This is a genomic window from Streptomyces albireticuli (assembly GCF_021228125.1).
Taxonomy (GTDB): domain Bacteria; phylum Actinomycetota; class Actinomycetes; order Streptomycetales; family Streptomycetaceae; genus Streptomyces; species Streptomyces albireticuli.
On sequence record NZ_JAJQQS010000006.1, the window covers coordinates 278,305 to 301,640 of the forward strand.

The window sequence follows — 23,336 nt, forward strand, 5'->3', positions numbered from 1 at the left end:
TCGCAGGCGAGCGGAATGAGCGGACCGAGCGAAGCAAAGGACGCGGTCCACGCGTCTCCGCTCCACCGCGTCGTCGTGATCGTCGACGAGAACTCCAACCCCTTCGAGCTCGGCTGTGCGACCGAGGTCTTCGGGCTCCGCAGACCGGAACTCGGCCGCGATCTCTACGACTTCACCCTCTGCGCCGCCGAACCGAACATCCTGATGCGGGACGGGTTCTTCACGCTCACCGGCGTCGCCGGGATCGAGGCGGCCGACACCGCCGACACCCTGATCGTCCCCAACCGGCCAGACACCGACGTACCGCGCCGCCCGGAGGTGCTGGACGCCATCCGTCGGGCGCACGCCCGGGGCGCCCGGCTCGTGGGGTTCTGCAGCGGCGCGTACACGCTGGCCGAGGCGGGCGTCATGGAGGGGCGGCGGGCCACCGCGCACTGGCAGTGGGCGGGCTCGTTCCGCAGCCGCTTCCCGGGCGTGATCCTCGAACCGGACGTGCTGTTCGTGGACGACGGCGACATCCTTACGGCCGCCGGGAGCGCCGCCGCGCTGGACCTCGGGCTGTACATCGTCCGCCGCGACCACGGGGCGGAGGTCGCCAACTCCGTCAGCCGGCGGCTGGTCTTCGCCGCGCACCGGGACGGCGGGCAGCGCCAGTTCGTGGAGCGGCCCGTACCCGACGTGCCGGACGAGTCGCTCGCCCCGCTGCTGGCCTGGGCCCAGGAGCGGCTCGGCGAGCCGCTGACCGTCGCCGGCCTCGCGGCGCGGGCCGCCGTCAGCCCCGCGACCCTGCACCGCCGCTTCCGCGCCGAACTCGGCACGACGCCGCTCGCCTGGCTCACGGGGGAGCGCGTCACCCTCGCCCGCCGCCTCATCGAACGCGGCGAGGAACGCCTCGACGTCGTCGCCCGGACCAGCGGCCTCGGCACGACGGCCAACCTACGGGCGCGCCTGCGGCGGGACACCGGCCTCAGCCCGTCGGCGTACCGGCGGCGCTTCGGCCCGGCGGCCGTGTGATCCGGAGGGCCGAAGGACGTGGCCGGACAGCCCGGGCCGGGACGACCCGAGGACCCCGGCCCGGAACCGCCCGACGGCCCCGCCCCATCGGTCGACTTAATCGGTCGACGCCCGGCGCCCCGGGCATGGATCATGCGCCGGTGACCCGAACCGACACACCCCCCGCCTGGGACGAACGCACCTCCCTGGCCACCTTCCTCGACTACGCCCGCGCCACCGCCCGCGCCAAGTGCGAGGGCGTGACCGCCGAGGACGCCCGCAAGGCCCCGCTGCCCGGCTCCCCGCTGATGACGTTGTGCGGGCTCGTCAACCACCTGCGGTGGGTCGAGTACTACTGGATCCAGGTCGTCTTTCTCGGCGAGGAGGACATCGCCCCGTGGGACGAGGACGACCCCGATTGGGAGATGCGCACGGCCGTCGACATCCCGCTGCCGGAGATCCTCGCCGCGTACGAGGCCCAGAGCTCCCGGTACCGCGAGCTCGTGGCCACCACGGACCTGGAGGCCAGGGCGGCACGGACCGTGCGGGACGGGCTGCACGTGACGCTGCGGTGGATCCTGACGCACCTGATCGAGGAGACGTCCCGGCACAACGGGCACCTGGACATCGTGCGGGAACTGGTGGACGGGCGGACCGGCTCGTAGGGCCACGAGGGCACCGGCTCGTAGCGCCGACGGCCCCATCGGCTCGTAGGCGTACGCCCGCCCCCGTGCCGTACGCGTCAGCCGCCGCGCACCGCGTGGCGCGGCTCGATCAGGTCCCAGCGGTTGCCGTACAGGTCCTGGAAGACGGCCACCGTGCCGTACGGCTCCCGCCGGGGCTCGCCCTCGAAGACGACGCCGGCCGCCCGCATCCGCGCGTGGTCGCGCGCGAAGTCGTCGGTGTTGAGGAACAGGCCGACGCGACCGCCCGTCTGGTTGCCAATCCGGGCCTCCTGGGCGGGGTTGGCCGCCCGGGCGAGGAGGAGGCCCGCCTCGCGGGCGCCGGGCGGGGAGACGACCACCCAGCGCTTGCGCTCGTCGATGCGGGTGTCCTCGACGAGCGTGAAGCCGAGGACGTTGACGTAGAAGTCGACGGCCTCGTCGTAATCGCGTACGACGATGGCCACGAGTCCGAGGTGATTCATCCGGTGATGATGCCTCACCGGCCCGAACGTGTGACCGGTCCGGCGAGGTCGTACGCGCCGGAATGTCATGTCACCCCCGGATGTCCCCGGATGTCCCCCGGATGCCCCCGGATGTCGCTCCGGCCGGCACCCGGCCGGCACGCCCGGCCCGGTCCCTGGAGACGGCCGTTCCGGAACGCGGCGGGGGCCACCGACGGAATTCCTTCTTCCGGCCCAGACCCGACCGGTACAGGCGGATAGGCCCAAGTGGCCCCGGGGCAAGATGTGCTCATGGGGACCTTCGCCGCGCACGATGGTCTGATCGCCGGCCGCTACCGCCTCCGTACGAGGATCGCCCGGGGCGGCATGGGCACCGTCTGGCGGGCCACCGACGAGCTCCTGGCCCGTGAGGTCGCCGTCAAGGAACTGCACCTCGACGGCGGGACGCAGGCCGGGACGGCCACGCGCGCGCAACTCGACCGCACCCTGCGCGAGGCCAGGGCCGCCGCCCTGATCAGCCATCCGAACGTCGTCGTCCTGCACGACGTCGTCGTGCAGGACGGACGCCCCTGGATCGTCATGGAGCTTGTCGAAGGCCGCACCCTGTCCGACGCGCTGGTGACGGACGGGCCGGTCGGCCTGCCCGAGGCGGCCCGGATCGGGCTCGCGCTGCTCGGCGCCGTCCGCGCCGCCCACGCGCGCGGTGTCCTGCACCGGGACATCAAGCCCGCCAACGTCCTGCTGGAGACCGGCACCGGACGCGTCGTCCTTACGGACTTCGGCGTCGCCCATGTGTCCGGTGCCACGACCCTTACGGAGTCGGGCGCGTTCGTCGGCTCCCCGGAGTTCACCGCGCCCGAGCGGATCGCGGGCGGCGAGACCGGCACCGCCTCCGACCTGTGGTCCGTGGGCGTGCTGTTGTGCGTGGCGCTCAGCGGGGAGTCGCCCTTCCGCCGGGACTCCCTCGGCGGCATCCTCCAGGCCGTCGTCCACGACGAGATCCGGCCACCCGCCGGGGCCGGCCCGCTGCTGCCGGTCGTACGCGGCCTCCTGGAGCGCGACCCCCGGCGCAGGATGGGCGCCGACGAGGCACAGCGGCTCCTCCGCGCGTACCTCGACCCGGTCTGCGAGCCCGGCGCGGGGCAGCGGGACTCGCCGTCGCCCTACGCCCTGTACGGGGTGGGCAGCCGTGCCCGCGTCGCCCTTACGGCGGCCGTCGCCGTCGTGGCCCTGGCCGGTGTGGGCGCCGGGCTGGCCGCCCTGCTGGCCGGCCGGGACGTCGGGGGCGCCCTCGCGCCGTCGGGGGCCGCGAGCGGCCCCCTGAGCCGCTCCCGGCCGACGCCCTCCGTGCTCCCGTCCCCGCCCCAGCCGCCCGTCTCCGCCCCCGTCAGGGCCCCCCTCGGCTATCGCGCGGTCCAGGACCCGGCCGGATTCGCCCTCGCGGTCCCCGACGGCTTCACCCGCTCCTTCGAACCCCCGCGGATCTTCTATTACTCGCCCGGCAAGGAGTTCCGCCTCGGCGTCCTCATCCAGGACCCGCAGCCGGGCGGCCCCGCCGGCGCCCTGCGCGCCGCCGCCGCCCAGGCGCCCGGCCGCTACCCCGGCTACCGCGAGGCGACCGTGACGGAGACCCGGCGGCGCGGAGTGCCCGCCGCGTCCTGGGAGTTCGTCTGGGACGGGCCGGACGGTAACCGCTCCCTGCGGACGTACGACATCTGCTGGGACGAAGCGGGCAAGACGTACGACGTGTGGGCCTCCGGGCCCGCCCGGCGGTCCGCCGAGGTGCGGCGGCACCTGGAGACGGCACTCGACACGTTCGTCCGCATCAGGCCGGTTTCGAGCCCGTGACGGCGCGCCGGAGCCCTTCCGCCGTGCCCTTGCCGGGCGGACGGGAGCCGCCCCGCCATCGGTGATGATGGGTGCATGACGAACGACGGGGGACGGGCCAGCGAGCCCACCAGCTACGATCTCCAGCCGCCGATACCGGTACCCGCCGCCCCCGGCGCCGCAGTGCCGGGCGCCCCGGCGGGCGTTCCGGCGGGCGTACCGATAGGCGTTCCGGCGGGCACACCGCCGTACGGCACACCGCCGCAGGGCGCGTACCCGCGGCACCCGGCACCCGCACCCGCACCGGCACCCGCACAGGCTCACGCCCACGCCCCGGCCCCGGGCATGCCCTCCCAGGCCATGCCGCCGCACATGTCACCCCAGCCGGCGCGGCCCCACGCCACGCCCCCTCAGGGCGCCCCGCCCCACGGCACCCCGCCGCCCGGCCCCTACGTCCCCACCGCGCTGCACAACCCCGCCACCGCCGCTCCCGCCGCCACCCCCGACCCCGGCACCGGCCGCCTCCTCGGCGGCCGTTACCGCCTCGTCTCCCGGCTCGGCCACGGCGGCATGGGCACCGTCTGGAAGGCCCGCGACGAGGTGGTCGACCGCGACGTGGCCGTCAAGGAACCGCGCGTCCCCGACCACCTGAGCGAGCAGCACCGCCAGAACGTCCACCTGCGCATGCAGCGCGAGGCCCGCGCCGCCGCGCGCATCGACCACCCCTCCGTCGTCACCGTGCACGACGTGGTCGTCGAGGACGGCCGCCCGTGGATCGTCATGGAGCTGGTGCGCGGGCGCTCGCTCGGCGACCAGCTCACCGAGGGCACCCTCGACCCGCGCGAGGCCGCCCGGATCGGCCTGGACGTCCTGAACGCGCTCACCGCCGCGCACGAGGCCGGGGTGCTGCACCGCGACGTGAAGCCCGACAACGTGCTCCTGGGGCGCAACGAACGCGTCGTCCTTACCGACTTCGGCATCGCGCAGATCGAGGGCGAGCAGGGTCTGACCGAGACGGGCGGCTTCGTCGGCTCGCCCGAGTACGTCGCGCCCGAGCGCGTCCTCGGCCGGCGGCCGGGCCCGGAGTCGGACCTCTGGTCGCTCGGCGTCGTGCTCTACGCGGCCGTGGAGGGCGTCTCCCCCTTCCGGCGCTCCAACACGCCCGCCACCCTCCAGACCATCCTGTCCGCCGAACCCCAGGTGCCCGCGCGCGGCGCGGGCGCGCTGGGCACCCTGATCATGCAGCTGCTGCGCAAGGACCCGGCGGCCCGCCCGACGGCCCCCGAGGTCCGGCAGGCACTGGAGTCCGTGGCCCGGCCGACGACCCCGCAGCCACTGGCCTACGCACCGGCCGCCGCGCCCGTCACCGGCAGCCGCTGGGTGCCGCCGGTGCTCCACGGCAACCGTAAGGCGCAATGGGGGCTCGGGGGAGGCGTGGTGGCCGTGGCCGCCGCCGCCACGCTCCTGATCGTCAACCCGTTCGCCGTCGGCCCGGCCGTACCGCTGCACTGGAAGGTCCGGGACGAGCCCGAGGCCGTCAAGGCGTCCCTCGCGGTCCCGGAGGACTACACCAAGAACGTCAACGCCGCCGAGGGCTGGGTCCAGTTCAGCGACCCCAGCGGCGTCTTCGTGATCACCTTCAGCCGGGAGACCCCGGAGATCCGGACCAAGAACGCCGGCCTGAGGGACCCCAAGGACATCGCCTCCGCCACCGACGAGGCCAAGCGGATCGCCGAGCGGTACCGCAGCGACGGCGGCCACCGGGACGCGCTCAACGACTCCAAGTCGACCACGTCGAAGGCGCCCTCCCACCAGGGCCTCCAGTCCGCCGGCGTCACCACCGTCTACCGCAAGTCCGGTGACAACGAGGACGCCCCCAAGCGCCTCCGCCGCGACCAGGTCTTCGTCAACGACGACAAGACCGCCGTGTGGACGCTGGAAGTGGGCATGCCCGAGAAGGGCGAAGGCCGTAAGGACGGCGACAAGCTCTTCGAGAACGTCGTCAAGTACCTGAAGATCCAGGAATAGTGAAGGGCGGGTAACCGTCGAAAACCAGTTACTACCGGGTACCCAAAGCGTGCCGGCCGACATACGCTCAGCCGCATGACCGACTCGCGGCACAGCGCAACAGCAACGACGGTGGCGGCGGAGACCGGCGGCAATCCCGTCGCCCCGGCGGGGGCGAGGACCGCCGCCGATGTCGTCACGCCCACCCTCGTCGCCCGTCTCACCCGGGGCGTCGTCGGCTCCGGCCGCACCCGCAACCACACGCCGTTCACCGGCGAGAAGCTCGCCGACCTCCCGGAGTCCACCCCGGCGGACGTCGCCCTCGCCTTCGAGCGCGCCCGGGAGGCACAGCGCGCCTGGGCCGAGGTGCCCGCGCGCGAGCGCGCCGCCGTGCTGCTGCGCTTCCACGACCTGGTCCTCGCCCGCCACACCGAGGTCGTCGACCTGATCCAGCTGGAGACCGGAAAGGCACGGCTGCACGCCCACGAGGAGGTGCAGTCCGTAGCCGTCGCCGCCCGCCACTACGGGCGCAAGGGCCCCGCGTATCTGCGCCCCAAGAGCCACACCGGTGTCATACCGACGCTCACCAAGGTGACCGAACTGCGCCAGCCGCGCGGCGTCGTCGGCCAGATAGCACCCTGGAACTACCCGTTCGAGCTGTCGGTCGGCGACGCGCTGCCCGCCTTCGTCGCGGGCAACGCCGTCGTGATGAAGCCCGACACCGAGACCGCGCTGACCGCCCTCTGGGCGCGCGAGCAGATGATCGAGGCCGGGCTGCCGAAGGAGGTCTGGCAGGTCGTCCTCGGCGAGGGCCCGGTCGTCGGCCCCGCCGTCGTCGCCCACGCCGACTACGTCTCCTTCACCGGCTCCACCCGCACCGGCCGCGAGGTCGCCCAGGGCGCCGCCGCCCGCCTGGTCGGCTGCTCCCTGGAGCTCGGCGGCAAGAACGCCATGCTCGTCCTGCACGACGCCGACGTCGAGAAGGCCGCCGCCGGGGCGATCCGCGGCGCCTATTCCTCCGCCGGCCAGCTGTGCATCTCCATCGAGCGGCTGTACGTCCACGAGTCGATCGCCGACGAGTTCACCGAGCGCTTCGTCGCCCGCACCCGCGCCATGCGGCTCGGCACCGGCCTCGCCTACGGCGCCGACATGGGCTCCCTCGTCTCCGAACGGCAGCTGGAGACCGTGACCCGGCACGTCGAGGAGGCCGTCGCCAAGGGCGCCACCGTGCTCGCGGGCGGCCGGCCCCGCCCCGACATCGGCCCGCTCTTCTACGAGCCGACCGTCCTCGAAGGCGTCGAGGCGCCCATGGCGGTGTGCACCGAGGAGACCTTCGGCCCGGTCGTGTCCGTCTACCGGTTCCGGGACGAGGACGAGGCCGTCGAGCGCGCCAACGCCACCCCGTACGGCCTGAACTCCAGCGTCTGGACCACGAACGCCCGCCGGGGCGCCGCGGTCGCCGCCCGGCTGCGCACCGGCACCGTGAACATCAACGAGGGCTACGCGGCCGCCTACGGCAGCGCCCAGTCCCCCATGGGCGGCATGGGCGACTCCGGCCTCGGCCGCCGGCACGGCTCCGAGGGCATCCTCAAGTACACCGAGGCCCAGACCGTCGCCCACCAGCGGATCCTCCCGATGGGCCCGGCCTTCGGGATGACGGACGAGAAGTACGCGGAGTTCATGACCCGCAGCCTGCGGGTCATGAAGGCACTGCGCCTGCGCTGAGCGCCGTGCCGCGAACGCTCCGGCGGGATCGCTCCGAGCGTGTTCCGGCGGGCTGTCCTGGCGGGAGGTGAAGATGTCAGCGTTTGACTACGACGTGATCGTCGTCGGCTCGGGCTTCGGTGGGGCGGTGTCCGCCCTGCGCCTGACCGAGAAGGGGTACGACGTCGGGGTGCTGGAGGCGGGCCGGCGCTTCACCAGGGACACGCTGCCCAGGAACTCCTGGGACCTGCGCAACTACCTGTGGGCGCCCGCCCTCGGCCTCTACGGCATCCAGCGCGTCCACCTGCTCGGCAAGGTGATGGTCCTGGCGGGCGCCGGCGTCGGCGGCGGCTCGCTCAACTACGCCAACACCCTCTACGTGCCGCCGAAGGCGTTCTTCGACGACCCGCAGTGGGCCGGCATCACCGACTGGCGGGAGGAGCTGCGGCCCTACTACGACCAGGCCCGCCGCATGCTGGGCGCCCGCCTCAACCCGACGATGACGCCCTCGGACGTCCATCTCAAGGCGGCGGCCGAGAAGATGGGCGTCGGCGACACCTTCCACATGGCACCGGTGGCGGTGTTCTTCGGCGACGGACAGGACGCCGACGGCACCGAGAGGGCCCGGCCCGGGGAGGACGCCCCCGACCCGTACTTCGGCGGCGCGGGACCCACGCGCAGGGCCTGCACCGAATGCGGCGAGTGCATGACCGGCTGCCGCCACGGCGCCAAGAACACCCTCAACGAGAACTACCTGCACCTCGCCGAACAGGCAGGCGCCGTCATCCACCCCATGACCACCGTCGTCGCCGTCACCGAGCACCGCGACGGCGGCTACCGCGTCGTCACCGTCCCCACCGACAAGCGGTACACCGCCGCCCGCGCCCGGCCGAGGATCCTGCGCGCCCGGTACGTGGTCGTCGCCGCCGGCACCTACGGCACACAGACGCTGCTGCACACCATGAAGGACAAGGGCCTGCTGCCCCGTATCCCGGACGTCCTGGGCCGGCTGACCCGCACCAACTCCGAGGCCCTGGTGGGCGCCCAGACCGACGACCGCCGCTACCGCAAGGCCCACGGCGAGCCCCGGGCCGACTTCACCCGCGGCGTCGCCATCACGTCCTCCATCCACCCCGACGCCGACACCCACATCGAACCCGTGCGGTACGGCAAGGGCTCCAACGCGATGGGCCTGCTGTCCGTGCTCCAGGTGCCCGTGGGCACCCGGGCGCCCCGGGTGCTCGCCTTCGCGGCCCGCTGCGCCCGCCACCCCGTGCAACTGCTGCGGTCGCTGTCCAACCGCCGCTGGTCCGAGCGGACCATCATCGGACTGGTCATGCAGTCGCTGGACAACTCCCTGACGACCTACCGTAAGGACAAAGGCATCGGCAAAGGGCTGCTCACCGCCCGGCAGGGGCACGGCGCGCCCAACCCGACGCAGATCCCGGAGGCGGCCGAGGCGGCCACCCTGCTGGCGAAGGAGATCAACGGCTTCGCGGGCAGCAACGTCGGCGAGCTGATGGGCACCCCGCTCACCGCGCACTTCATCGGCGGCTGCCCCATCGGCGCCGACCCCTCGCGGGGCGTCATCGACCCGTACCACCGGCTGTACGGGCACCCGGGGATCTCGGTCGTCGACGGTGCCGCCGTCTCCGCCAACCTCGGCGTCAACCCGTCCCTGACCATCACCGCCCAGGCGGAGCGCGCCATGTCGCTCTGGCCGAACAAGGGCGACGCCGACCCGCGGCCGGAGCAGGGCAGCCCGTACGCCCGCGTGGCGACGGTCGAGCCGCGGTACCCGACGGTCCCCAAGGAGGCCTTCGCGGCGCTGCGGCTGCCGTTCCTGCTGGTGCCGCCGGTGCCGCCCGCGCGGCGGCCTGACGCGTAGCGAGTAGGTAAGGCCCGCACTCCAGGAGCGCGGGCCTTACCTGCTCGACCTACTCGCCGAGGGGATCCTCAGGCGTTGTTCTTACGGCGCCGCGCGACGGCCACGGCCGCACCGCCCGCCACGACGGCGGCACCGGCGAGCCCGGCGATCACCGGGGTCGAGGACGACGAGCCGGTCTTGGCGAGCTGACCATCGACCGACGTGTTCGACAGACTGCCCTGCGCGGACGTGGAGCCGCCGCTGCCGCTCGTGGTGGTGCCGCCGCCCGTGGTGGTGGTACCGGTGGTGCCGGTGCTCGCAGAGGCGCTGGCGCTCGCGCTAGCGCTGGGGCTGGCACTGGAACTGGCCTTGACGGAGGAGCTGGGGCTGGGGCTGGCGGAGGACTTGGCCCCGTTGCTCTGACTCGCCGAGGGCGAGGGGCTGTTGGAGTGGTTGGTTTCGTCCAGCTTGGTGCCGACGGGCAGGATCTCGAAGGTCTTCGGGTTCTTGGCCGAGTTCTTGGTCTCCGTCTTCCCACACACGCCGTCCTGGCCCACGAAGATGCCGCCGTGGTACGTACTGGCGTTGCCGGCCTTCGCCTTGTCGTCGACCTTCAGCCGGAGCTTGACATCGAAGTGCTCACCAGGCGCGAGGTTGGCTACCCGGGCGAAGTAGGTGGAGTCGTCACGGCTGTTGGCGACCTTCTGCCACCCCTTCCCCTCCGCGGGATCGAACCACTCCAGCGTCACGAACTCGGTCGAGTCGGTGCTGGCCGGGTCGGAGACCGAGCTTCTCGCAATGTCTACGTGGAGGCAGGTCGACTCCAGCCGTTCCTTCTGGTCGGGCTTGGCGGCGGCCCGGAGGGTGAACGACCGCCAGCCGGACCCGGCGACGACCTTGCCGGGGTAATCCCTCAGTTCGGTGGTGGCCCGCGACGTTGCGTTCTTGTCGGCCTGCTTCTTGCAGTAGTCCGCCGAGGGCGGGTTCGTGTCGCCGGCCGCAGGGACCGGCAGCACGGCCACCTTCCCGGCCGCCGGGCCGGCGGAGGGGTCCTTAGCCTTCCCGGCCGAAGAGTCCTCGGACGTGGCAGGCGCCGTATCGCCGGACGAACCGGCGTTCACGGATCCCGCGGGCGCGGCCGGCGCCTCCTGCGCGGCGTGCGCGGCAGGGGCCGCGAGCAGCGTGGCGGGAGCGATCGCAGCCGTGACAGCGGCAGTCGCCAGAGCGCGGCGAAGCTTCATGGAGACCTCTGGGTTCCGAAGTAAAGGCCGTCGCGGTGGGGGGAGAGCGCGGTATGGCCGTGCTGGTTGGCACGTTCACCCGTCATCGTAGGACGCCCGTTGTGACACGAGATCACCCGGCGCGCACACGTGAGCGATTTCACAAGTGGGGCGGGGTGCGGCACGGCAGGAGCACGGCGAAGGGCCCCGGGCCGCCTCCGCGGGGGCGTGCGGGCGGCCACGGGGCCCTTGACTGCCGGCACCGAGTGTCAGGGCAGGGTCGGTGCCGCGGAGCGGCGCCGGGGGGAGCGCCGCGGGCTTGCGCGTGCTGGTCGTGCGGGGTGGTGCGGGGGCCGGTCCGGGGCGCTGTCCGTAGTGCGGTCCGGGTACGTACCGGCGCACGGCTCGAAGGAATGGTCGAACCAATGGCGGTGCGGGCCGGGGGCTCCGGGGCTCCCTTTGCATCGTGCGGGACGCACCGTGCCCGGCGCAACCGTTTCGACCGGATACGGTCGGTTCCAGGCGTCCCCGGAACCGACCGTCCTTCTGTGGCGGCCGGACTGCTGTCCCCTGCTGACCGGTCGCCGTGCCGCCGGAGTGAGGTCCCACGACGTACGTACGCGCACGTCTCACACTCCGGCGGATCCGCCCTGTCGTAGCCGGGCGCCCGGATGAACAGGGACGGAAACCACGCGTGGATCTCGGTGGGCCGCTCCTGGCTGGCGCGACACAGGGTCCAACGAAGCGGCCCGCGAGCCGGTCACGCGCCGTACGGGTGACGGGGCGGTACGGCGCGCGACGCCGGGCGCGGGCGGCCGGGGGCCCGGCCGCGACGGGGCGCGGGCTCTCAGATCCGGCCCCGGCACAGCTCCAGCAGCGTCATCGCGAGGGCCGTGCCCGGCTTGCCCAGCTGCTCGCTGTAGTGGTTGAGGATCTCCATCTCGCGGGACAGGTTCACCCGCGGGCCGCCGGACCCGATGCGCTCGCGCTGGATCACCGCCGAGACGGCCATCCGCTCCTGCACGAGGCCGATGATCCGGCCGTCGAGGTCGTCGATCCGCTGCCGCGCGCCGGTGATGACGTCCGCCGCCGCGTCGGTGCGGGCGCCGGTGTCGGCCTTCAGGGCGGTGCTCTGCGCGCTCATGTCTGATCCTCCAAAGGGGTGTGGCCCTCCGGAGCGGCAAGGTCCGGGAAAAACGACAGGCGCCCCGGGCCTTGTCGGCCCGGGGCGCCTGGGAAGTCGCTTGTCAGTTGCTCAAGCAGCACGACCATGGCAGCCGGACGGGCCGGTCGCCATAGGTAAAGACGTAGGTCAGGTGCTTGCGCATGGGGGACAGTATGGCCCCGGAGCGGCCCCGCGGCCAAGGCCGGGCGGGTCCGGGTTCGGATGGTGAGACAAAAGCAAGGCCCCGAGCCCCGGTAGAATCGACAAATAGAGACCCCCTCCTCACCACCGCCGGAAGGCCGCACCCGTGTCAGCAGCACCCCCCGCCGCCCACGACAACACCGCGGAGCCGGTGCTCGTTGTCGACTTCGGCGCGCAGTACGCCCAGCTCATCGCCCGCCGCGTCCGTGAGGCACGGGTCTACAGCGAGGTCGTCCCGTCCACCATGCCGGTGGCCGAGATGCTCGCGAAGAACCCCAAGGCGATCATCCTCTCCGGCGGCCCCTCGTCCGTCTACGAAGAGGGCGCCCCCACCGTGGACCGCTCCCTGTTCGAGGCCGGCGTCCCCGTCTTCGGCATGTGCTACGGCTTCCAGCTGATGGCCACCTCCCTCGGCGGCACCGTCGACAACTCCGGTGCCCGCGAGTACGGCCGTACGCCCCTGACCGTGTCCCGCCCGGGCTCGACCCTCTTCGAGGGCACGCCCGCCGAGCAGCCGGTGTGGATGTCGCACGGCGACGCCTGCTCCGCCGCCCCCGAGGGCTTCACGGTCACCGCGTCCACGGACGTCGTCCCCGTCGCCGCCTTCGAGAACGACGAGAAGAAGCTCTACGGCGTCCAGTACCACCCCGAGGTCATGCACTCCACGCACGGCCAGCAGGTCCTGGAGCACTTCCTCTACCGCGGCGCGGGCATCCAGCCCACCTGGACCACCGGCAACGTCATCGAGGAGCAGGTCGCCGCGATCCGCGCGCAGGTCGGCACCAAGCGCGCCATCTGCGGCCTGTCCGGCGGCGTCGACTCCGCCGTCGCCGCGGCCCTCGTCCAGAAGGCCATCGGCGACCAGCTCACCTGCGTCTATGTCGACCACGGCCTGATGCGCAAGGGCGAGACCGAGCAGGTCGAGAAGGACTTCGTCGCGGCCACCGGCGTCCAGCTGAAGGTCGTCGACGCCCAGGAGCGCTTCCTCTCCGCCCTCGCGGGCGTCTCCGACCCGGAGACCAAGCGCAAGATCATCGGCCGTGAGTTCATCCGCGTCTTCGAGCAGGCACAGGCCGAGATCGTGGCCGAGGCCGGCGCCGAGGGCGAGGACGTCGCGTTCCTCGTCCAGGGCACGCTCTACCCCGACGTGGTCGAGTCCGGTGGCGGCACCGGCACCGCCAACATCAAGTCCCACCACAACGTGGGCGGCCTCCCCGAGGACCTGGAGTTCGAGCTCGTCGAGCCGCTGCGCCAGCTCTTCAAGGACGAGGTCCGCATGGTCGGCGCCGAGCTGGGCCTGCCGGACGAGATCGTCCAGCGCCAGCCCTTCCCGGGCCCCGGCCTCGGCATCCGCATCGTCGGCGAGGTCAGCAAGGAGCGTCTGGACCTGCTCCGCGAGGCCGACGCCATCGCCCGCGAGGAGCTGTCCGCCGCCGGTCTCGACCGCGAGATCTGGCAGTGCCCGGTCGTCCTGCTCGCGGACGTCCGCAGCGTCGGCGTCCAGGGCGACGGTCGCACCTACGGCCACCCGATCGTCCTGCGCCCGGTCTCCTCCGAGGACGCCATGACGGCCGACTGGTCGCGCCTGCCCTACGACGTGCTGGGCAAGATCTCGACCCGCATCACCAACGAGGTCGACGACGTCAACCGCGTCGTCCTCGACATCACGAGCAAGCCCCCGGGCACCATCGAGTGGGAGTAGTCCCCACCCGCCCGACGGCACCCGCGCCGCCTTCCCGTCCGTGACGGGGAGGCGGCGCGGTCGTTTCCCCGGAGGACGGCCCCGGGAACCGGAACGGGGCCTGCGACACGTGGACATGGGACACGTGGACATGGGGGAGGGCGGGCCGTGCGGCGAACCGTCGACATCGCACCAGGCGTGCGGCTGTGGTCCGAGGCGCGGGGGCCCGCCGACGCGCCCCCGCTCCTGCTGATCATGGGTGCCGCGACGTCCGCCCTGGGCTGGCCCGAGGAGTTCGTCGACGCCCTGGCGGCCCGCCACCGGGTGATCCGCTACGACCACCGCGACACCGGCCGCTCCACCAGGGCGTACGAGTCGCGGCCGTACCGCGTCGCCGACCTCGCCGAGGACGCGCTCGGCGTCCTGGACGCCCACGGCGCCGCACGCGCGCACGTCGTCGGCCTGTCCCTGGGCGGGCTGCTGACCCAGCTGCTGCTCGCCGACCACCCCGAGCGGCTGCTGAGCGCCACCCTGCTCGGCACCTGCGCGCTCAGCGAGCACCCGCTGACCGGCCCCGACGGCACCGAGACCGCCGCCGCCGACCTGCCCGGCATCGACCCGCGCGTCCTGGAGATGTGGGCGTGCCCGGCCCCGGACCACGGCCCGGAGGCCGAGCTCGACCGGCGGGTGGCGCACTGGCGGCTGCTCAGCGGTGACGAGCTCCCCTTCCACGCCGAGGAGCTGCGCGAGCGGGAGCGGCGCGACATCGAGCACGCCGGCCGCCACGACGTCACCACCGCCCACGGCCGCGCCGACGCCTCGGGGCTGCTGCGCACGGCCGAACTGGCCCGGAACACCGTCCCCACGCTCGTCGTCGAGGCCACCGCCGAGCCCGTCTTCCCGCCGCCGCACGCCCGTCACCTCGCGCAGGTGATCGCGGGGGCCCGCCTCGTGGTGATGCCGGGGATAGGGCATGCGTTGCCGCGCGAGTGCATGCCGCCGCTGGCCGACGCGATCCTGGAACACACGGGCGCGTGCTTTTTCCCCAGCCCCGCCCCGAACCCCGGTCCTCAAGCGCCGGACGGGCTGAAAATCAGCCCGTCCGGCGCTTGAGGACACCGCGCGTCAGCGCGGAAAGGGGGCCCGGGGGCTTGCCCCCGGTTACGGGAAGGGGCGGGGCTGGGGAAAAGGCCCGCCGCAGGCGCACACACGGCCGTCGCACCCCTGTCGCCCACCCGTACCCGGAGGTAGCTTCCGTTGCGTACCGGAGCCGAGGACCCGTACCCCGGACGCGCAGCGAAGGAGCCGCCTCATGTCGCAGACGCCCGAGCCCGTTCCCACCGAACGACTGCTGTTCGCCATGCCGCCGAAGCACGAAAGCGTCGAGGACGAGCGGCGCCACCGCAAGGAGCGGCTCGCCGCCGCGCTGCGGCTCTTCGGCCGGTTCGGCTTCGAGGAGGGTGTCGCGGGGCACATCACCGCGCGGGACCCGGAGTTCACGGACTGCTTCTGGGTCAACCCCTTCGGGATGTCCTTCAAGCACATCACCGTGAGCGACCTGATCATGGTGAATCACCTGGGTCAGGTCGTCGAGGGCCGCCACCACGTCAACCAGGCGGCGTTCGCCATCCACGCGCAGGTCCACAAGGCCCGGCCGGACGTCGTGGCCGCCGCCCACAGCCACTCCGTCCACGGGCGGGCGCTGTCCTCGCTGGGGGAGCTCCTGGAGCCGATCACCCAGGACGTCTGCGCCTTCTACCAGGACCACGCGCTCTTCGACGACTACACCGGCGTCGTCGTGGACGAGGAGGAGGGGCGGCGCATCGCGACCGCGCTCGGCCCGCACAAGGCCGTGATCCTGCGCAACCACGGGCTGCTCACCGTGGGCGACTCGGTCGACGCGGCGGCGTGGTGGTTCATCACCATGGAACGTTCCTGCCAGGTCCAGCTCCTGGCGAAGGCCGCCGGGAAGCCGGTGCTCATCGACCCCGCGAGCGCGGAGCACACGCGCGAGCAGCTGGGAAACGACCTGGTCGCGTGGATCAACTACCAGCCGCTGTACCAGCAGATCACCCGGAGCGAGCCGGAGCTGCTGAACTGACGCCGGGAGCCCCGTCGGGGAGGTGGGCCGGCACTCCGGAAGTCCGGTGGGGAGGCGGATCGGCTACCCCGGGAGCCCGGCGGGCCGGTGGGGCGGCGCCCCCTCCTGTCGGCGGGGGTGGCTCGTCCTTTCGGGCCTCCTATATGGCCACATGCGCCGCCTAGGATGGATCGATGCCGAGGCATACCCGCCTCGGCATCGTCATGTCCCGGCCTTACGGTGCCCGGGCGTCACGGGCCGTCCCGCGTCGCCGGGCGCGCACCCGGCGACGCCCGCCCGGCACCGCCGCGGCCGGAAGAGACACCGAAGAAACACCGGTAGGAGAACCATGCGCCGCCTTTCCCGTTGCGTCGGGCTGTCCGCCGCCGTGGCCCTCACGGGCCTGGCCGTCACCGCGTGCGGGGGTGGTGCCGAGGCCGAGGAGCGGCCCGCCGCCAAGTCCTCCTCGTCCCCGTCCTCCGCCGCGCCGTCCCCCTCCGCCACGCCCGTGGTCGAGAAGCAGGCCCCGCCCGCGAAGACGCTGACCGGCGCCGCCCGGGTCGTACGGCCCGAGATAGCCCCGGCGAACGGCGAGAAGGTCGGCGTCGGCCAGCCCCTCGCCCTCGTCTTCAAGCAGCAGAAGGTCTCGCCCGAGCTGCGGGCCGGCATCGAGGGGCGGCTGAAGGTCTCCACCTCCCCGCAGGTGCCGGGCGCCTGGCACTGGAACGAGACGAAGGGCGACACCCGCGTCCACTTCCGGCCCGAGAAGTTCTGGCCCGCCGGCACGAAGGTGACCCTCGACGCGCGCCTGGCCGGGGTGCAGCTCGCCGACGGCACGGCCGCCGCCGGCGACCGCAAGGTCTCCTTCACCATCGGCGACTCCATGGTCAACACCGTGGACCTCAAGACGCGCAAGATGACGGTCGTGCGCAACGGCAAGACCCTGCGCACCATCGAGATCAGCGGCGGCGACGAGTCGAAGGGCTTCGGCACCCGCGAGGGCGTCAAGACGATCCTCGCCAAGGAGGGCCGGGTCGTCATGGACTCGCTCTCCATCGGCATCCCGCGCAACCACCCCGACGGGTTCTTCGGCTCGTACGACTACAGCATGCGCGAGACGATCAGCGGCGAGTACGTGCACGCGGCCCCGGACAACGCCGAGTCGTTCGGCAAGGAGAACGTCAGCCACGGCTGCATCGGCATGTCCACGGACAACGCCAAGTGGCTGTACGGGATGAGCCTCAAGGGCGACGTCGTGCGGGTGGTGGGCAGCACCAAGCCCAAGCCGATGGACCGCTTCGGCAACGGCTACGGCGACTGGAACATCGACTGGCAGGAGTGGCTGGCCGGCAGCGCTCTGGGCGTCCGCACGGGCGCCTGAGCCCCCGGCTCCGCACCGGCCCCTCGTCCGTACCGGCCCCCCGGCTCTCCGGCCGGGGGGCCCGCTCAGTCGAGGGGCCGGCGTCCGCCGGGTCCGTCCGGGTCGGCGCCCCGGGCGCGGGAACGGCGGATCACGAACGCCAGGAAGGACACCAGGCCCGCCAGGCAGAAGCCGGCGGCCAGGACCGGCAGCAGGGCGTAGGCCGGGAAGTGCCAGGAGCCGTGGGCCGCGGCGAGGTAGGCGGCGCAGCCGCCCAGCAGCACCAGCCCGACCACGAGCTTTCCCGGTTCGAAGTCATGCCGCCTCACGGGTCACCTCCACCTGTCCGATGCCGGCCTTGAGACGGAGCTCCAGGGTGCCCCGGGAGGGCTTACCGGGGGCGGCGTCCAGCGTCACGCTCCGCTTCTGCCCGGGCTGCACGTCGATGTTGTCGGTCGCCTCGCCGGGCAGCTGGATGTCTCCGACGCCGACGTCGATGGTGAGCTTCGCGGTGACGTCCGCCGGGAGCACCACCCTGAGCTGCCCGGCCCCGACCTCGGCGCCCGTACGGACCGGGGCGTCCTCCGGCCAGGCCAGACCCGTCAGGTCGAGCACGCCGACACCGCTGCCCACCCGGTACTCCCCGCGCACCGCCGCGGCGTCCGCCGGGCGCCACGTCGACCGCGTCCAGTCGGTGCTCACCGACTTCGGCAGGCCGGCGGCGCCCGTCAGCAGCGCCGCCGTCAGCACGGCCGCGACGACGGTGCCGCCGCCCGTACGCCCGTAGAGCGAGCTGACCGCGATGCCGAGCCCGAAGACGCCCAGGGCCGACGCCAGGCCGATCTCCAGGCAGGTGCCCAGCGGCTGGTGGTCCCAGGCCAGGCCGGTGCCCAGCGCGAACGCGAGGACGGCCAGCAGGAACGTCCAGCCGCCCAGCGGCCTGCCCGCCGCCTTCGCCGGGCGGCGGACCGCCGGGCGGCCCCTGTCGGGCCGGCTGTCCCACGGGCCGTCGTCCGGGCCCCACAGATAGCCGGTCTCCGCGCCCATCGGGCCCGTCGTGCCGTCCTTGACGATCGGGTCCCGCCACCACGACGGGCCGCCCGGGGCGGGCGGCGCCTGGGTCTCGGGCGGCGCCGGCGCCGACTTCGGCTTCTGCGGGTGCTTCTGCGCGGCGGGGACGTCCTCCTCCACCTCGGTCCGGTGCCGCGACCAGTACGCGGCGCCCGCCGTGGCGAGCGTCAGCAGCAGCCCGAAGGACATCACCGCGCTGTTGTTGAGCATCGACAGGAACAGGCCGCAGCCCACCAGCGCGCACAGCACCGCCGTCAGCGCCGGGCCCTCCACCCGGCCGGACAGCAGCCGCCGGCCCTCGTTCTCCTCCTCGCCCTCCAGCGGGATCAGCAGCCAGGCGAAGCCGTAGAAGATCAGGCCCAGCCCGCCGGTGACCGAGAGGACGCCCAGCACCACCCGGAAGACGACGGGGTCGAGGTCGAAGCAGCGGCCCGCGCCGCCGCACACGCCCGCGACCGCCTTGTGGTCACGGCTGCGCCGCAAGGGCGGCCGGACAACGGATGAGATGCCGTGAACCGCGCCCGCCGGTTGCGCGTCCTCGCTGGTGGGTGTGTCGGTCATACAGGACATGGTGTCAACCGGAACGCGCTTGCGGCACACCTGACGACCCTGGCCGTTCCCTGAGATATCCCCCGAGAAGGTGCCCGCTATCGTGGCGCATCGATCACTTACGGGGGAACCGGAGGGGTGCACGGTGACGGACTCGGTGTCCGGGTCAGCGGCGGCGGAGCCGTGGCCGGACCAGGGGCGGCTGATAGCCGGGCGCTATCGGCTCCTGGACCGGATAGGCCGCGGCGGGATGGGCACGGTCTGGCGCACCCAGGACGAGCTGCTCGACCGTCAGGTGGCGCTCAAGCAGCTGCACGTCTCGCCCTACCTGGACGAGGACGAGCTGGCCACGCTCCACGAGCGCACCCGCCGCGAGGCCCGCGCCGCCGCCCGGATCAACCACCCCAACGTGGTCGTCGTCCACGACGTCGTCGACGACCGGGGACTGCCCTGCATCGTCATGGAGTACGTGCCCTCCCGGACGCTCGGCGACGTCCTCCAGGACGGCACGATCACCCCCGAGGAGGCCGCCCGCATCGGGCGCGGGATGATCGCGGCCCTGCGCGCGGCGCACGCCGCCGGGGTGCTGCACCGCGACGTGAAGCCGGGCAACGTCCTCCTCGGCGCCGACGGCCGGGTCGTCCTCACCGACTTCGGCATCGCCCAGTCCAGCGGCACCTCGACCCTCACCAAGACCGGCGAGATGGTCGGCTCGATCGACTACATCGCGCCCGAGCGGGTCAAGGGCGGCAAGCCCGGCCCCGCCTCCGACCTCTGGGCGCTCGGCGCGACCCTCTACCAGGCCCTGGAGGGCCGCCCGCCGTTCCGCAAGGACACGGCCGTCGAGACGGCCTACGCGATCGCCATGGACCCCCTGGAGCCGCCGCGCCGGGCGGGCGCGCTCACCAGGCTCGTCGAGACCCTCCTCGCCAAGGAGCCCGACCTGCGGCCCCCGGCCGAGCTGGCCGAGCAGATCCTGCGCGAGCCGGCGGCGGAGGCGGAGACGGCGCTGATGCCGGTGGGGACGGCGGGAGCGGGTCCCGGGAGCGGGGGGAGCCGCGCGGAGACGGCGGTCACGGAGCCGCCGGTCGCGGAGCCCGCGGTGGAGCCCGTCACCGTGCCGGAGCCGGTGCCGGTCGCCGGTGCGGACGACCGTAAGGACGACGGGGACCATAAGGGCCACAGCGGTAGCCTCCGCGGTGGTGACCGTAAGGACGGCGGCGACCGTAAGGGCGACAGCGGCCGGGGCGAACGCCGCCCCAAGCGCGCGGCCCTGTGGGGCGTGGCCGTGGTCGCCGTCGTCGCGGTCGCCGGTCTGGCCGTCGGCACGGCCCTCTACCTCCGCGACGGCGGCCCCGAGGACACCACCGCCCGCGACGCGCCCGCGAAGGACGCTTCGAAGGACGCCGCGAAGCCGGACGCCTCCGCCGCACCGGCGGGCCCCTCGGCCTCCGCCGAGCCGCCCCCGCCCGTGCCCAAGGGCTACCACCTCGTCAAGGAGGAGAAGCTCGGCGTCTCCTTCCCGGTCCCGGACGGCTGGACCCGCCGCGCCAAGTCGGCCGTCGAGGTCGACTACATCGACCGGACCGGCCTGGTGAACCTCAAGGTCAACGTCCTGGACTTCGCGAGCCCCGACCACCTCCAGCACTGGAAGGAAGTCGAGTCCCAGATGCGGACCAAGGTCGACGGCTACCAGCGGGGGCGGATGCAGGAGACCACGTACCGGGGGGAGCCTGCGGCGGTCTGGGAGTTCGAGTTCAAGGGGCGCGCGCGGGATTTCCGGGCGATCGACCTGGGGTTCGGACGTGAGGGGGGCAACGAGTACGCGATCTATCTGTCGGGGCCGAAGGCGGACTGGGAGCGGCACCGGCCGGTGTTCGACGCGGTGCGGGACGGCTTTCGCCGTGAGCGGTAGGGGGTGACGGGGGGCTTTGTCCCCAGCCCCGCCCCTTCCCGCTGCGTCCGATGTGCGGCTCCGCCGCGTGGGCGGGGGCAAGCCCCCGGGCCCCCTTCCGCGCTCCGCGTGGTGGCCTCAAGCGCCGGCCGGGCTGGATGCGTCCCTGCCCGAAGTCTGCTCTCCGCAGGCCTGCCTGCCGCTGCGCCAGGGGCGGCTTTCTCGCCCGGTTCCGGGCGACAACTCAGCCCGTCCGGCGTTTGAGGACCGGGGTCCGGGGCGGAGCCCCGGTTCGGGAAGGGGCGGGGCTGGGGAAAGGCCGCCCGCAGGGCGCACCCGCCGCACGCCACGTCCCCCGCCGCACCAGACCCCGTACCAAGGCCGGCCCCGTACCAAGGCCGACCCCGTACCAAGGCCGGCCCCGAACCAGGGCCCCGAGCCAGGGCCCCGGACCCGGGTCCCCTCAGGGTCGACCCTGATGCCCCCACCGACGGCCGCATGTGACGATCGGACCATGACCACCGCCCCGCCGTCGCCACCCCGCGCCGACACCCCCCCACTGCGCAAGCTCTACCGCAGCGCCGAGGGCCGGATGCTCGGCGGCGTGGCCCGGGGCCTCGCCGGGCACCTGGGGGCGCCCGTCTCCTGGGTGCGGATCGTCTTCCTGGCGCTGCTGCTGGCCCAGGGCATGGGCGCGGTCCTCTACGCGGTGTTCTGGTTCGTCGTGCCGCTCGGCGTCGGCGGCGTCGAGGCGCCGCGCCCGGCGCCCGCCGAGACCCTGCCCGACGGGCGGCGGCGCCTGTTCGCCCGTAAGCCCGACCGGGGGCAGGTCGTCGCGCTCCTCGCGCTCGTCATCGGCGCCGCGATCTTCGTCGACAACCTCCACCTCGGCCAGGCCAACGCCTACATCTGGCCGCTGCTGCTCGTCGGCGCGGGCGTCGCCCTCGTGTGGCGCCAGGCGGACAACGCCCGCCGCGCCCACTGGATGGAGGTCAGCCGCCGCAAGCGCGTCCTGCCGCTCGCGCGCGGCGCCGCGGGCGTCGCCCTGGCCGGCGTCGGCGTCACCGGCATCGTCGTCCTCCAGGGCTCGGCGGAGCACCTCGGCACCGTCCTCCAGGCTTCGCTGGCCGTCCTCGTCGGCATCGCGCTGCTGGCGGGCCCCTCGCTCGTACGGATGACCCAGGACCTCTCCGCCGAACGCACCATGCGCATCCGCGCCCAGGAGCGGGCCGAGGTCGCCGCGCACGTCCACGACTCCGTCCTGCACACCCTCACCCTGATCCAGCGCAACGCCGAGGACCCCCGCGAGGTCGCCCGGCTCGCCCGCGCCCAGGAGCGCGAGCTGCGCGCCTGGCTCTACCGGCCGGAGGGCCGCGGCAAGGACGAGGCGGAGGAGCCCGCGACCCTCGCCGAGGCCGTCAAGGCCACGGCCGCCGAGGTCGAGGACCACCACGGGGTGCCGATCGAGGTCGTGGTCGTCGGCGACTGCCCCCTGGACGAGAAGCTGGCCGCACAGATGCAGGCCGCCCGTGAAGCCATGGTCAACGCCGCCAAGTACGGTGGCGAGGGCGGCGCCGTCCAGGTCTACGCCGAGGTCGAGGGGCGCACGGTGTTCCTCTCCGTGCGCGACCGCGGGCCCGGCTTCGACCTGGACGCCGTGCCGGACGACCGGATGGGCGTCCGCGAATCCATCATCGGCAGGATGCAGCGCAACGGCGGCACGGCGAGACTGCGCTCCGTGCCCGGTGGGGGAACCGAAGTGGAGCTGGAAATGGAGAGGGCGGCGGCATGACGACCGAAGAGACGACGGAGCGCCACGTACGGGTCGTGCTGGTGGACGACCACCGGATGTTCCGGACGGGTGTGCAGGCGGAGATCGGGGCCACCGACCGTACGGGCGTCGAGGTCGTCGGCGAGGCCGCCGACGTCGACCAGGCCGTCACCGTCATCACCGCGACCCGCCCCGAGGTCGTCCTGCTGGACGTCCACCTCCCCGGCGGCGGCGGCGTGGAGGTGCTGCGCCGCTGCGCCCCGCTGTCGGCCGACCCGGAGCGCCCGGTCCGCTTCCTCGCGCTGTCGGTGTCCGACGCCGCCGAGGACGTCATCGGGGTCATCCGCGGTGGCGCCCGCGGCTACGTCACCAAGACCATCACCGGCACCGACCTGGTCGACGCCGTCTTCCGGGTCAAGGACGGCGACGCCGTCTTCTCGCCCCGGCTGGCCGGCTTCGTCCTCGACGCCTTCGCCTCGACCGACGCCCCGCCGGTCGACGAGGACCTCGACCGCCTCACCCAGCGCGAGCGCGAGGTGCTGCGCCTGATCGCCCGCGGCTACGCCTACAAGGAGATCGCCAAGCAGCTGTTCATCTCCGTGAAGACGGTGGAGTCCCACGTCTCGGCGGTGCTCCGCAAGCTCCAGCTGTCCAACCGGCACGAGCTGACCCGCTGGGCGACGGCCCGCAGGCTGGTCTGACGCCCGGCCGCGCCCGAGCCCGTACCGACCGGGAACCGAGGAGGCCGTCAGGCCATCTAAAACGGACGAGAGGCTCTCACCTGCGCAGGGCCCAGGGCCCGTGCCGGGTCCGACACCCG

Annotated in this window: 18 protein-coding genes; 13 read left to right on the top strand and 5 right to left on the bottom strand. The window is 73.4% G+C overall.

Annotation, left to right across the window (positions count from 1 at the left end; genetic code table 11):
• The first annotated feature begins 15 nt into the window (after positions 1–15).
• A complete protein-coding gene (locus LUZ64_RS14215) occupies positions 16–1,014 on the top strand; it encodes a helix-turn-helix domain-containing protein (RefSeq protein WP_232390058.1) in 999 nt (332 codons plus the stop codon).
• A 125-nt stretch (positions 1,015–1,139) separates the two neighbouring features.
• Positions 1,140–1,658, top strand: coding sequence for a DinB family protein (locus LUZ64_RS14220; RefSeq protein ID WP_095583567.1), 519 nt, complete (start codon positions 1,140–1,142; stop codon positions 1,656–1,658).
• Between the two features lie 77 nt (positions 1,659–1,735).
• Here the strand turns inward: LUZ64_RS14220 and LUZ64_RS14225 are convergent, their stop codons facing one another.
• Complete coding sequence (locus tag LUZ64_RS14225; RefSeq protein WP_095583566.1) at positions 1,736–2,140, bottom strand: VOC family protein; 405 nt, start codon at positions 2,138–2,140, stop codon at positions 1,736–1,738.
• 270 nt (positions 2,141–2,410) lie between these two features.
• On the opposite strand from LUZ64_RS14225, the gene LUZ64_RS14230 reads away from it, so the two are divergent.
• The 4 genes from LUZ64_RS14230 to LUZ64_RS14245 all read left to right on the top strand — a co-directional run bounded on the left by LUZ64_RS14230 (position 2,411) and on the right by LUZ64_RS14245 (position 9,545).
• Positions 2,411–3,967 (top strand): serine/threonine-protein kinase, encoded by a 1,557-nt coding sequence (locus LUZ64_RS14230; RefSeq protein ID WP_095583565.1) that lies wholly within the window; start codon positions 2,411–2,413, stop codon positions 3,965–3,967.
• 75 nt (positions 3,968–4,042) lie between these two features.
• Complete coding sequence (locus LUZ64_RS14235) at positions 4,043–5,974, top strand: serine/threonine-protein kinase (protein ID WP_095583564.1); 1,932 nt, start codon at positions 4,043–4,045, stop codon at positions 5,972–5,974.
• A 75-nt stretch (positions 5,975–6,049) separates the two neighbouring features.
• On the top strand, positions 6,050–7,678 hold the full coding sequence (locus LUZ64_RS14240) for a succinic semialdehyde dehydrogenase (protein WP_095583563.1): 1,629 nt from the start codon (positions 6,050–6,052) through the stop codon (positions 7,676–7,678).
• Between the two features lie 73 nt (positions 7,679–7,751).
• Complete coding sequence (locus tag LUZ64_RS14245) at positions 7,752–9,545, top strand: GMC oxidoreductase (RefSeq protein WP_095583562.1); 1,794 nt, start codon at positions 7,752–7,754, stop codon at positions 9,543–9,545.
• 68 nt (positions 9,546–9,613) lie between these two features.
• Here the strand turns inward: LUZ64_RS14245 and LUZ64_RS14250 are convergent, their stop codons facing one another.
• Both LUZ64_RS14250 and LUZ64_RS14255 read right to left on the bottom strand, forming a co-directional pair.
• Positions 9,614–10,540 (bottom strand): LAETG motif-containing sortase-dependent surface protein, encoded by a 927-nt coding sequence (locus LUZ64_RS14250; protein WP_232390059.1) that lies wholly within the window; start codon positions 10,538–10,540, stop codon positions 9,614–9,616.
• Positions 10,541–11,591: 1,051 nt separating this feature from the next.
• On the bottom strand, positions 11,592–11,888 hold the full coding sequence (locus LUZ64_RS14255; protein WP_095583560.1) for a chorismate mutase: 297 nt from the start codon (positions 11,886–11,888) through the stop codon (positions 11,592–11,594).
• A 328-nt stretch (positions 11,889–12,216) separates the two neighbouring features.
• On the opposite strand from LUZ64_RS14255, the gene guaA reads away from it, so the two are divergent.
• The 4 genes from guaA to LUZ64_RS14275 all read left to right on the top strand — a co-directional run bounded on the left by guaA (position 12,217) and on the right by LUZ64_RS14275 (position 17,252).
• Positions 12,217–13,812, top strand: coding sequence for a glutamine-hydrolyzing GMP synthase (guaA, locus tag LUZ64_RS14260; protein ID WP_095583559.1), 1,596 nt, complete (start codon positions 12,217–12,219; stop codon positions 13,810–13,812).
• A gap of 147 nt (positions 13,813–13,959) precedes the next feature.
• Positions 13,960–14,904: an alpha/beta fold hydrolase gene (locus tag LUZ64_RS14265; protein ID WP_095583558.1), complete on the top strand. Its 945-nt coding sequence runs from the start codon at positions 13,960–13,962 to the stop codon at positions 14,902–14,904.
• Positions 14,905–15,103: 199 nt separating this feature from the next.
• Complete coding sequence (locus LUZ64_RS14270) at positions 15,104–15,892, top strand: class II aldolase/adducin family protein (RefSeq protein WP_095583557.1); 789 nt, start codon at positions 15,104–15,106, stop codon at positions 15,890–15,892.
• A 328-nt stretch (positions 15,893–16,220) separates the two neighbouring features.
• Positions 16,221–17,252 carry a L,D-transpeptidase gene (locus LUZ64_RS14275; RefSeq protein ID WP_170116880.1) on the top strand — a complete coding sequence of 344 codons (1,032 nt, stop codon included), beginning with the start codon at positions 16,221–16,223 and terminating at the stop codon, positions 17,250–17,252.
• 65 nt (positions 17,253–17,317) lie between these two features.
• Here the strand turns inward: LUZ64_RS14275 and LUZ64_RS14280 are convergent, their stop codons facing one another.
• Positions 17,318–17,560, bottom strand: coding sequence for a hypothetical protein (locus LUZ64_RS14280; protein ID WP_095583555.1), 243 nt, complete (start codon positions 17,558–17,560; stop codon positions 17,318–17,320).
• Entirely contained in the window at positions 17,547–18,863 is a 1,317-nt protein-coding gene (locus LUZ64_RS14285) for a PspC domain-containing protein (protein ID WP_095583554.1), read from the bottom strand. Before LUZ64_RS14285 ends, LUZ64_RS14280 begins: the two co-directional genes overlap by 14 nt.
• 133 nt (positions 18,864–18,996) lie before the next feature.
• Here LUZ64_RS14285 and LUZ64_RS14290 point away from each other — a divergent pair, with 133 nt between their 5' ends.
• From LUZ64_RS14290 to LUZ64_RS14300, 3 genes are all read left to right on the top strand, one after another.
• The gene (locus LUZ64_RS14290; protein ID WP_267897203.1) at positions 18,997–20,766 is read left to right on the top strand and encodes a serine/threonine-protein kinase; all 1,770 of its coding nucleotides are present in this window, start codon (positions 18,997–18,999) and stop codon (positions 20,764–20,766) included.
• A 493-nt stretch (positions 20,767–21,259) separates the two neighbouring features.
• The gene (locus LUZ64_RS14295; protein WP_211305057.1) at positions 21,260–22,537 is read left to right on the top strand and encodes an ATP-binding protein; all 1,278 of its coding nucleotides are present in this window, start codon (positions 21,260–21,262) and stop codon (positions 22,535–22,537) included.
• Positions 22,534–23,217 (top strand): LuxR C-terminal-related transcriptional regulator, encoded by a 684-nt coding sequence (locus LUZ64_RS14300; RefSeq protein ID WP_095582108.1) that lies wholly within the window; start codon positions 22,534–22,536, stop codon positions 23,215–23,217. The genes LUZ64_RS14295 and LUZ64_RS14300 overlap by 4 nt, the downstream gene beginning before the upstream one ends.
• Positions 23,218–23,336: the final 119 nt, after the last annotated feature.